Genomic DNA, 10724 nt, shown 5'->3' on the forward strand with positions numbered 1-10724 from the left:
GACTCAGTATTAATCCTTTAGGAGCAGAGAGCGCAGCCCGGCTGCTTTATTTTCAATCTCCTGCCACTCCTGATCGGGGTCAGAACCGCTGACGATCCCCGCCCCGGCATACAGGCGAACACAGCTCTCCTCAACGCTTGCCGAACGCAGCGCCACGCAGAACTCGCTTTGTGCTAACGAGAGATACCCGGCGGAACCGGCATACCACTCCCGGTCGAAGGGTTCATTGTGGGCGATGAAATCCCACGCCGCCTGGCGCGGCAGACCGGCAACGGCCGCGGTAGGCTGCAGGCGCAGCAGGCACTGTTCATCGTCCGGCTGTTGCAGCGCGGTCCAGATGCAGCGGCGTAAATGCTGAACCTTCCGCAAGCGCACGATTTGCGGCGGGAGGACATCAAGCACCCCGTTTTCCCGCTGCAGGCGCTGGCAGATGTCCTCAACCACCAGCATATTTTCCCGCTGGTTTTTATCGTCGGTCATCAGCCAGTTACCCAGCCGTGCGGCATGGGCATCGTCCGGATGGCTGGCAACGGTACCGGCCAGCGCTTCGGTGCGCAGCAGCAAACCGCGCCGCCGCCACAGCCGTTCCGGCGATGAGCCGAGAAACGCCCGGCTGGCATCAGGGCGCATAAAGAAGTGATAGCACTGGAAGTTGACCTGCCGGCTGGCCGCCATCAGCGCGGCGGGGTTTACCGCCTCGTTAAACTGCAAATCTGTCGCCCGGGCCAGCACCACTTTATCGAATGCCCCCCGGCCGATAGCCTCTGTCGCCCGGGTAATCAGCTGAAGCCAGCCGGCCCGGTCAGGGAGATGCGTTTCGCTCACCACCGCCTGCGTGACCGGGGCGACAGGCTGGCTCTCCGCCAAAGTCTGCATAAACTCCCGCGCGCGCTGGGCCTCCGCTTTCAGGGAGGTGTCGCTCCAGAGCACCAGGCGCAACGTTGCGGTCCCGCCGAAGCGCTGCCACAAAAGGCGCGGCAGGAACAGGCTGCCCTGCTTTGGATCGAAGGCATTAACGCCCACCACTCTCAGGTCGGGTGCGTGTGGATAACGGTTTAAAAACTGACGGGCAACGGATAACGAGGAGAAATGCGTTATCGCTCCGAGAGCAGCATACTCTTCGTCGCCATTGCGCTGCTGCCAGTAGAACTGCGGGTAGATGTGCTGGGCATTCAGCCAGCCGAGCGGATCAAACGCGTCGTTGAGGGCAAAGGAGACATCGAGATAATGCAGGCCTGGGGTATCGGGAAAATCGTCAGCTAATTGTTGGCAAAGGCCTTTCAGCGCGGTGGAAATCGAGTGCACGCGAACTTCTCCCAGCTCAAAAACCTCACATTATAAGGGGTACTAAACAGAAAAAGCAGTACCCCGAGTTGGCAGGGAGAAGCGTTCGTGCTGTGTTGTTAACGGCGGGCGAGTAAAATACCCAACACCAGGCCGGCGGCGGCGCCTACGCCAATCCCCTGCCACGGCTTTTCACGGACATAATCATCCGCACGATAGACCGCTTTTTTGGCCTTGTAATAGTATTGATCGGACGCATGACCCACGCGCGTTTTCACATCATGCAGAGCCTGCTCAGCACGCGCTTTTAGCTCAATGTATTTCTGATCGGCCGGATCGCCGGAAGAGCGTAAGACCTCCTCCAGGGTTTCACTCAGCAGGGTCAGATCGTCATCTACATGGTTATCCGATGATTGATAAGACATAGTGTTCTCCATGTGGTTGCATCAGTTCCGTAACTATAGACAATGCTTGACGATTCCGCCTGCTACGCTTGTTGTACCTCTTTCGCCATACCCACGTGCGGAATGCTATCTTCGTCGTAGATATCCGTCACCTGCACAAAGCCAAAACGGGCATAAAAAGTGTGCAGATGCGCCTGCGCCCCGAGGTATAACGCCTTGTCGGGCCAGTTATTTTCGCAGGAACGCAGCGCGTGCTCCATCAGGGCATAGCCCAGCTTCTCGCCCCGCACCTCACGGCTGATAATCACGCGGCCAATCACAACGGGGGAGAAATCGTCGTCACTTTTCAGAATCCTCGCATACGCCACCAGCCGGTTATCTTTCCAGCCGAGGATATGGCGGTTCTCCCCCACCAGGTCTTCGCCGTCAATGTCCTGATAGGGGCAGGTTTGCTCAACGACAAACACCTCACAGCGCAGTTGAAGTAAGGCGTAAAGCACAGGAACGGACAGCTCGCTATGGTGCAGATCTTGCCACTGGATCATTGGGGTCTCCTTATCGTGAGGGGAGCCGTTATACTAATGACTTTTCATCCCCGGTGCAGAGGCTGAGTGCATTATGGAGCTGTTTTTTTTAGGAACATCCGCTGGCGTACCGACCCGTACGCGCAACGTCACCTCAATTTTGCTGGATCTCCAGCACCCCACCCGCGGCGGGCTGTGGATGTTTGACTGCGGCGAAGGCACGCAGCACCAGCTGCTGCGCACCGCCGCGCATCCCGGCAAGCTGGATAAAATTTTCATCACTCACCTGCACGGCGATCACCTTTTTGGCATGCCGGGGCTGCTCTGCAGCCGCTCGATGGCGGGCAATATCCAGCCGCTGACCATTTACGGCCCGCACGGTATCCGGGAGTTTGTTGAAACCAGCCTGCGGATCAGCGGCTCGTGGACGGATTATCCCCTCGAGATTATTGAGATCAAACCGGGCGTGGTGTTCAAAGATGATGCTTACACGGTAACCGCTGCGGCGCTCAATCACCCCGTGGAGTGTTACGGTTTTCGCATTGAAGAGCGGGATAAACCCGGCGCGCTGGACGGTGCCGCGCTGATTGCCGCGGGAGTGCCCTTCGGCCCGCTGTTTCAGCAGCTAAAACGCGGCGAAAGCGTCACCCTGGAAGATGGCCGGACCATCAACGGTGCGGCGTATCTCTCCCCGCCCCGTCCGGGTAAGAAGCTGGCCCTCTTCGGGGATACCGCCCCCTGCGAGAACGCCCTTGCGCTGGCTCAGGGCGTCGATCTGCTGGTGCATGAGGCCACGCTGGAGGTAGCGATGGAGGAGAAAGCCAATAGCCGCGGCCACAGCTCCACGCATCAGGCGGCCAGGCTTGCCCGCGACGCGCAGGTAAAAAAACTGATCGTCACCCACGTCAGCTCCCGTTACGACGCCGAAGGCTGCGCCATGCTGCTGGCGGAGTGTTGCGCCATCTTTGCTGCCAGCGAGCTGGCAGAAGATTTTGCTACCGTGCGCGTTTAATGCTCTGGTTTTCCCCGAAACTGCCGATAACCCTATCAGGCCGGTATTTTTCACTGAGGGGCAAACATGGATAACTTCCAGAAAGACATTGATGACAGGGCAAATCTTACTCTGTCGAACCGATTTGAGCTGCTGCTGTTTCGTCTTGGCCGCTCAATGAATGAAAACAAATCTGAGCTGTTCGGCATCAACGTCTTTAAGCTTCGCGAGATTGTGCCCATGCCCTCGTTCACCAAACCGGCGGGGATGAAGTCGCCCCTGATGGGTATGGTTAATATTCGCGATCAGGTGATCCCGGTTATCGACCTGGCCGCGGTGGCAGGCTGCAAGCCAACGACGGGGCTGAACATTTTGCTGATCACCGAGTATGCCCGTAGCGTCCAGGCGTTTGCCGTGGAGTCGGTCGAAAATATCATGCGCCTGGACTGGAAGCAGGTGCATGCGGCGGAAACCGCGGTCAGCGGACGCTATATCACCAGTATCGCCTGTCTGGATGAGAAGACGGATACCAACGATCTGGCGATGGTGCTGGACGTTGAGCAGATCCTCTATGACATCACTCCGGCTAACCACGACCTGCATGCTACCGATCTGAAAATCACCAAATTCAATATCAAGCCGGGTGCGGTGGCGATTGTGGCAGAAGACTCCAAAGTGGCGCGCTCAATGCTGGAAAAAGGGCTGCAGGCGATGCAGATCCCGGCGCAGCTGCATATCACCGGCAAAGAGGCCTGGGAGAAGATCGGCGTGCTGGCCGCGCAGGCCCAGGCGGAAGGGGTGCCCATTACCGATAAGATCTCGCTGGTGCTGACCGACCTTGAGATGCCGGAGATGGATGGCTTTACCCTGACGCGCAAAATCAAAACCGACGCCATCCTGAAGGATATTCCGGTGGTGATCCACTCTTCCCTGTCCGGTAACGCCAACGAAGATCATATCCGCAAGGTGAAAGCCGATGGATACGTGGCGAAGTTCGAGCTGAACGAGCTGTCATCGGTGATTGAAGAGGTGCTGGAGCGCGCCAACAAGAAAATCGACGGGCCGCTGATTAGCCGTAAGCAGCTGGCTTAAGCCCGGCGGCGCTTCGCTTGCACGGGCCTACGGTTTTGTAGGCCGGGTAAGCGCAGCGCCACCCGGCAATAAAAAAACCCGCCGAAGCGGGTTTTTTTTTCTGCCGTTTTTACATCAGCGGCATCGCATGCTGCACGATGGTGATCAGCGGCTGCGGATAGATACCGAAGATCAGCACCAGCAGCGCGGAGATGAGCACCACAATACCGCCGGCGCTGTACTGCCAGTTGCCTGGCGCATCGCGGTTGAGCTGCTGAGGCGCACTCAGGTAGAGGCTCACGGCAACGCGCAGGTAGTAGTAGAGACCAATCGCGGAGCCGATAACGACACCCGCCGTCAGCCACCACAGACCGGCCTGCACACCCACTGCCAGCACATAGAACTTCCCGATAAAGCCGAGCGTCATCGGGATACCTGCCAGCGAGAGCATCATCACGGTCATCACCGCGGAGAGGATCGGACGGTGCCAGAACAGACCACGGTAGGAGAAGAGCGAGTCGGCATCCGGGCCACGGTACGGGCTGGACATCAGGCTCACCACGCCGAAGGCGCCGAGGCTGCTGAACAGGTAACCGGCCAGGTAGACACCCACGGTCTCCATGGACATCTGACCGCTCTGCAGGGCAATCAGCGCCACCATCAGATAGCCGAGGTGGGAGATGGAGGAGTAACCGAGCAGACGCTTGATGTTGGTCTGGCTCAGCGCCATCAGGTTACCGAAGATGATGGAGACAAAGGCGATCACGCCCAGCACTACGCGAACCGCTTCGCTGTCACCCACCGGGGCGTAGAGGAACAGACGCATCACCACCCCGAAGATAGCGATCTTGCTCGCCGTCGCCAGGAAGGTGGATACCGGCGCTGGCGCACCCTGGTAGACGTCTGGCGTCCACAGGTGGAACGGCACCAGAGAGAGTTTAAAGCCGAGGCCAACAATCATCATGCCCAGACCCGCCAGCAGCAGCGGCTCATGCAGCATGCCGTCGCCGAGGCTCTTGCCGAGCGCTTCAAATGAGAGGTTACCGGACTGAGCGTAGAGCAGCGCAATACCAAACAGCAGGAAGGACGAAGCAGCAGCAGACAGGATCGTATACTTGATACTCGCTTCCAGAGAGCGCTTCTGGCGGAAGGCATAACCAATCAGGCCGAACAGCGGCAGCGAGATCAGCTCAATACCGAGGAACAGCGCCGCCAGATGGTTGGCATTCGCCAGCAGAATGCCGCCCAGGGCCGCAATCAGAACCAGCAGGTAAAACTCTTCTCTGTTGTCGTTGTACCCTTCCAGCCACGGGTAGGCAAAGGTGCAGGTCGCCAGACTGGCTAACAGCACCAGCCCGGTGTAGAGCATGGCGAAGCCATCAACGCGCATCAGCGGCGTGACGTCCATCGCCCCCGCCTGGCCAACAAACCAGAGGGAGACTAACGCAGCGTTCAGACCCAGAACCGCCAGCGTGGCATTCAGGAAGTGATTGCGTCGCCACGCAATGGAGAGCATCACAACCACCACCGTCAATCCGACGATCAGCAGCGGTAGCAGCGCAATCAGTTGTTGTGGAGTTATTGTCATGGCGATTTACGGCCTTGTAGTAGAAGCAGAATTAACAAACCACTGCTGGATATTACCCATCGCGGAGTGCGAGGTATCCAGAATCGGCTGCGGGAAGAAGCCCAGCAGCACCAGCAGTACGACCAGCAGCAGGATGATGAACAGCTCGCGCAGCGACATCCCCGGCAGTTCTTTAGCAGCGATCTCACTCTTCGCTTTACCGAAGTAAGCGCGGTGCAGCATCGCCAGCGAGTAAACGGAGGCGAACACCAGACCGAAGGTGGAGATCACGGTGATCGTCGGCACCACTTTAAAGCTGCCGAACAGGATCATAAATTCGCCAACGAAGTTACCGGTCCCCGGCATCCCCAGCGTGGCAACCGCGAAGAACATCGACATCGCTGGCAGCCACTTAATTTTGCTCCACAGACCACCCATCTGACGCATGTCACGGGTGTGCAGACGTTCGTACAGCTGACCACACAGGATGAAGAGACCGGCTGCGGAGAGACCGTGGGCAATCATCTGGATCACCGCGCCCTGGTAGGCCAGCTGGCTGCCGGTATAGATAGCAATCAGCACGAAGCCCATGTGGGAAACGGAGGTGTAGGCAATCAGACGCTTGATGTCGTACTGCGTGAAGGCCATCCAGGCACCGTAGAAGATACCGATCACACCGAGCCACATGGCAATCGGCGCAAACTCTGCGGAGGCATTCGGGAACAGCGGCAGCGCGAAACGCAGCAGACCGTAGGCCGCGGTTTTCAGCAGGATGCCCGCCAGGTCAACGGAACCCGCCGTTGGTGCCTGGGAGTGCGCATCTGGCAGCCAGCCGTGCAGCGGCACCACCGGCATCTTCACCGCAAACGCAATGAAGAAGCCCAGCATCAGCAGGTATTCTACGCCGTGGGCCATTGGGGTCTTCAGCAGGTCCTGATAGTTGAAGGTCCAGACGCCGGTCGCGTTGTAGTGCACGAAGACCAGCGCCAGGATGGCAATCAACATCACCAGACCACTCGCCTGGGTATAGATGAAGAACTTGGTGGCCGCCGTGATACGCGTTTTACCGTCGGATGCCTTATGGCCCCACAGCGCGATCAGGAAGTACATCGGCACCAGCATCATCTCCCAGAAGAAGAAGAAGAGGAACATGTCGATGGCAAGGAACACGCCGATCACGCCGCCCAGGATCCACATCAGGTTCAGGTGGAAGAAGCCCTGGTATTTTTCGATTTCTCGCCAGGAGCAAAGCACCGCCAGAACGCCGAGCAGACCGGTCAGCACCACCATCAGCAGCGACAGACCGTCAATCGCCAGATGGATCGTGATACCGAAACGCGGGATCCACGGCAGAATGAATTCAGACTGCCACTGCGGAATGCCCGCAGACTGGGTCAGTGAATAGCCGCCCTGCAACCAGAGTTGCAGACCGAGCGCGAGCGTCAATCCCATGGTGATCAGCGCAATCCAGCGCGGCATCTTCACGCCAAAGCGTTCGGTCTGCCAGCACAGGAACCCACCGATAAAGGGAATTAATATTAGCCAGGGTAGTAACATGGCGATTTGCATTCCTTTTTAAGGCCCCCAGCAGGGGCCTGATTTTCAACGAATTCGAATAAAATTCACTTAACGATCAACGCAATACCATCAGCAGCGCCAGCACCACAACCGCACCGATGCTCATGGAGGCCACATACCAGCGCAGATACCCGTTCTCGCTGAACAGCAGGCCTTTACCTGCCAGGCGGGAAAGGATGGCCGGGATGTTCATTACCGCGTTCAGCGGATCGCGTTTGATAAGCCACGCAATGCCGAGGAACGGTTTCACGAAGATCATGTCGTACAGCCAGTCGAAGCCCCACGCGTTATACCACCAGGTGCCCAGCAGACGGCCCGGCGCACTGTTGGCAACCGAGGTGACCAGGGTACGTTTGCCCAGCCACAGCCATGCCGCAATCAGGATACCCGCGATAGCGACCACACCGGAGGTGATTTCAAGCGTCAGAACGCGACCGTGCTCAAGCTCGGTGGTGTCTGGCAGTACGCCCTGCAGCGGTGGCACAATCATCGCGCCAACGAAGGTGGAGAGTACCAGCAGCACAATCAGCGGCAGGTGGTGGGTAATCCCCTTCCCTGCGTGAGCGTGAATTTGTTCTTTACCGTGGAAGACGATGAAAATCATACGGAAGGTATACAGGGAGGTCATAAACGCACCGACCAGACCCGCAACCATCAGATTGATATGCCCGTTCGCCATGGCCCCCGCCAGGATTTCGTCCTTACTGAAGAAGCCCGCGGTGATCAGCGGCAGTGCCGCCAGCGCCGCGCCGCCCACCAGGAAGCAGACGTAAACCAGCGGGATGGACTTACGCAGTCCGCCCATTTTGAAGATGTTCTGCTCGTGGTGGCAGGCCAGGATCACCGAACCGGACGAGAGGAACAGCAGCGCTTTGAAGAACGCGTGCGTCATCAGGTGGAAAATAGCCGCGTCCCACGCCTGTACGCCCAGCGCCAGGAACATGTAACCGATCTGGCTCATGGTGGAGTAAGCGAGAACGCGTTTGATGTCGGTCTGGACCAGCGCGGCAAAGCCTGCCAGCACCAGCGTCACCGCACCGACGATACCCACCAGATGCAGAATTTCCGGAGTCATCAGGAACAGGCCATGGGTACGCGCAATCAGGTAAACACCGGCGGTCACCATGGTGGCGGCGTGGATCAGCGCGGAGACAGGGGTTGGACCCGCCATCGCGTCGGCAAGCCAGGTCTGCAACGGCAGCTGTGCAGATTTACCCACAGCACCACCCAGCAGCATCAGGGTTGCCCACCACAGCATATTGTTGCCGGCTTCGAAGTGCGCCGGTGCCAGTTCCACCATCTCGCGGAAGTTCAGCGTGCCCAGCTCGTTGTAGAGAATGAACAGCGCGAAGGCGAGGAAGACGTCACCCACACGGGTCACAACGAACGCTTTCATGGCCGCTGCGCCATTCTTCGGATCGGTGTAGTAGAACCCAATCAGCAGGTAAGAGCAGAGACCCACCCCTTCCCAGCCGAGATACATCAGCAGCAGGTTATCCGCCAGCACCAGTACCACCATGCTGGCGATAAACAGGTTGGTGTAGGCGAAGAAGCGGGAGTAACCCTCTTCACCGCGCATATACCAGGAGGCGAACATATGGATCAGGAAGCCGACACCGGTGACCACGGAGAGCATGGTCAGAGAGAGGCCATCCAGCACCAGATTAAAACCGATGTTGAAATCACCCACCGACATCCAGGTCCAGAGTGGAACGCTGAAAGCCTGACGTCCGTTATTAAAGAAGTCGATCCCCGCATACGCTGTGACCAGTGCGGCCAGGCCCACAGAGCCCATGCCGATGGTCGCAGAGAGATTCTCAGACCAGCGGCCGCGTGAGAACGACAGCAGCAGGAAGCCAATCAGCGGAAAAATAATGGTTAAGGCAAGCATGTTCATCCACGCAACTCACTTACTGAATCGATGTTCAGGTTCTGGCGGCGACGATGGAGCTGCAGCAACAGCGCCAGGCCAATACTCGCTTCCGCAGCCGCGAGGCTGATAGCGAGAATGTACATCACCTGACCATCGGTCTGGCCCCAGTAGCTACCGGCAACCACAAAGGCCAGCGCGGAAGCGTTGATCATGATCTCCAGGCCAATCAGCATAAACAGCAGATTGCGGCGGATAACCAGACCGGTTAAGCCCAGCACGAATAAAATCGCGGCGAGGATCAGTCCGTGTTGTAAAGGGATCATGCGTGATCCTCCGTTTTTCTTTTCGCGCTGTCGTCCTTACGGTTGCTCAGCACTTCACCCATGCGCTCTTCGCGACCCACGTGGAAAGCAACGACCAGGCCTGCCAGCAGCAGCATCGAGGCCAGTTCCACCGCCAGTACGTATGGCCCAAACAGGGTGACACCCACCGCTTTGGCGCTGATTGGCGTACCGTCGATACCCTGGTCGTTCACACCCAGAATGGCGTAAACGATCACCGCCAGCATGATGGCCGACAGAATTGCCGGGCCAATCCACACCTGCGGTTGCAGCCACTGACGTTCCTGCTCGATCTCAGAGCCGCCCAGGTTCAGCATCATCACCACGAAGACGAACAGAACCATGATGGCCCCGGCGTAAACGATGATTTCAAGCGCACCGGCAAAGTGTGCGCCCAGCGCAAAGAACACCCCGGAAATAGCCAGCAGCGAAATGATTAAATAGAGCAGCGCATGCACCGGGTTGGTGTGCGTAATCACTCGCAGCGTAGCCAGGATGGCGATCAGGCCACAGATATAAAAAGCGAATTCCATTGCCCCTCTCCTTACGGTAACAGGCTCTTGACGTCGATAGGCTTGGCTTCGTTCTCTGCTTCGCCCTTATCTTTGCCGTCGATTGCCATACCCGCCATCCGGTAGAAGTTATATTCCGGGTATTTGCCCGGACCGGAAATCAGCAGATCCTCTTTCTCGTACACCAGATCCTGACGTTTGAATTCACCCAGTTCGAAATCGGGGGTCAACTGAATCGCCGTGGTCGGGCACGCTTCTTCACACAGGCCGCAGAAGATGCAGCGTGAGAAGTTAATGCGGAAGAACTCAGGGTACCAGCGACCGTCCACCGTCTCTGCTTTCTGCAGAGAGATACAGCCTACCGGACAGGCTACCGCACACAGGTTACAGGCAACGCAGCGCTCCGAACCGTCCGGATCGCGCGTCAGCACGATACGGCCACGGTAGCGCGGCGGCAGATATACCGGTTCTTCCGGATACATCCGGGTTTCGCGTTTAGAAAACGCGTGCAGGCCGATCATCCAGATACTGCGTACCTGGGTGCCGAAACCTACCAATAATTCTTTTAAGGTCATGATC

The 10724-nt window shown here is 57.9% G+C and carries 11 protein-coding genes; 2 read left to right on the forward strand and 9 right to left on the reverse strand.

What is annotated here, in order from left to right:
* Positions 1 to 9: 9 nt before the first annotated feature.
* The 3 genes from menF to ACOKCT_RS08370 all read right to left on the reverse strand — a co-directional run bounded on the left by menF (position 10) and on the right by ACOKCT_RS08370 (position 2233).
* A complete protein-coding gene (menF, locus tag ACOKCT_RS08360) occupies positions 10 to 1305 on the reverse strand; it encodes an isochorismate synthase MenF (RefSeq protein WP_214422228.1) in 1296 nt (431 codons plus the stop codon).
* A 98-nt stretch (positions 1306 to 1403) separates the two neighbouring features.
* A complete protein-coding gene (gene elaB / locus ACOKCT_RS08365) occupies positions 1404 to 1709 on the reverse strand; it encodes a stress response protein ElaB (protein WP_103180450.1) in 306 nt (101 codons plus the stop codon).
* Between the two features lie 62 nt (positions 1710 to 1771).
* Positions 1772 to 2233 (reverse strand): GNAT family N-acetyltransferase, encoded by a 462-nt coding sequence (locus ACOKCT_RS08370; RefSeq protein WP_159339621.1) that lies wholly within the window; start codon positions 2231 to 2233, stop codon positions 1772 to 1774.
* Positions 2234 to 2306: 73 nt separating this feature from the next.
* Here ACOKCT_RS08370 and rnz point away from each other — a divergent pair, with 73 nt between their 5' ends.
* Complete coding sequence (rnz, locus tag ACOKCT_RS08375) at positions 2307 to 3224, forward strand: ribonuclease Z (RefSeq protein WP_420193368.1); 918 nt, start codon at positions 2307 to 2309, stop codon at positions 3222 to 3224.
* Between the two features lie 66 nt (positions 3225 to 3290).
* The gene (locus ACOKCT_RS08380) at positions 3291 to 4295 is read left to right on the forward strand and encodes a chemotaxis protein (RefSeq protein ID WP_103180456.1); all 1005 of its coding nucleotides are present in this window, start codon (positions 3291 to 3293) and stop codon (positions 4293 to 4295) included.
* Between the two features lie 109 nt (positions 4296 to 4404).
* Here the strand turns inward: ACOKCT_RS08380 and nuoN are convergent, their stop codons facing one another.
* The 6 genes from nuoN to nuoI all read right to left on the reverse strand — a co-directional run bounded on the left by nuoN (position 4405) and on the right by nuoI (position 10720).
* Positions 4405 to 5862: an NADH-quinone oxidoreductase subunit NuoN gene (nuoN, locus tag ACOKCT_RS08385; RefSeq protein ID WP_103180457.1), complete on the reverse strand. Its 1458-nt coding sequence runs from the start codon at positions 5860 to 5862 to the stop codon at positions 4405 to 4407.
* Positions 5863 to 5868: 6 nt separating this feature from the next.
* Positions 5869 to 7398 carry an NADH-quinone oxidoreductase subunit M gene (gene nuoM / locus ACOKCT_RS08390; protein ID WP_420193369.1) on the reverse strand — a complete coding sequence of 510 codons (1530 nt, stop codon included), beginning with the start codon at positions 7396 to 7398 and terminating at the stop codon, positions 5869 to 5871.
* Between the two features lie 76 nt (positions 7399 to 7474).
* Positions 7475 to 9316: an NADH-quinone oxidoreductase subunit L gene (nuoL, locus tag ACOKCT_RS08395; protein WP_156654951.1), complete on the reverse strand. Its 1842-nt coding sequence runs from the start codon at positions 9314 to 9316 to the stop codon at positions 7475 to 7477.
* Positions 9313 to 9615 (reverse strand): NADH-quinone oxidoreductase subunit NuoK, encoded by a 303-nt coding sequence (gene nuoK, locus ACOKCT_RS08400; protein ID WP_049841347.1) that lies wholly within the window; start codon positions 9613 to 9615, stop codon positions 9313 to 9315. The genes nuoL and nuoK overlap by 4 nt, the downstream gene beginning before the upstream one ends.
* Positions 9612 to 10166, reverse strand: a complete 555-nt coding sequence (gene nuoJ, locus ACOKCT_RS08405) for an NADH-quinone oxidoreductase subunit J (protein ID WP_103180463.1) — start codon at positions 10164 to 10166, stop codon at positions 9612 to 9614. The genes nuoK and nuoJ overlap by 4 nt, the downstream gene beginning before the upstream one ends.
* An 11-nt stretch (positions 10167 to 10177) precedes the next feature.
* Positions 10178 to 10720, reverse strand: coding sequence for an NADH-quinone oxidoreductase subunit NuoI (gene nuoI / locus ACOKCT_RS08410; protein ID WP_103180465.1), 543 nt, complete (start codon positions 10718 to 10720; stop codon positions 10178 to 10180).
* Between the last annotated feature and the right edge of the window lie 4 nt (positions 10721 to 10724).

The organism is Leclercia sp. M-A074-M, assembly GCF_965195605.1.
Lineage (GTDB): Bacteria > Pseudomonadota > Gammaproteobacteria > Enterobacterales > Enterobacteriaceae > Enterobacter.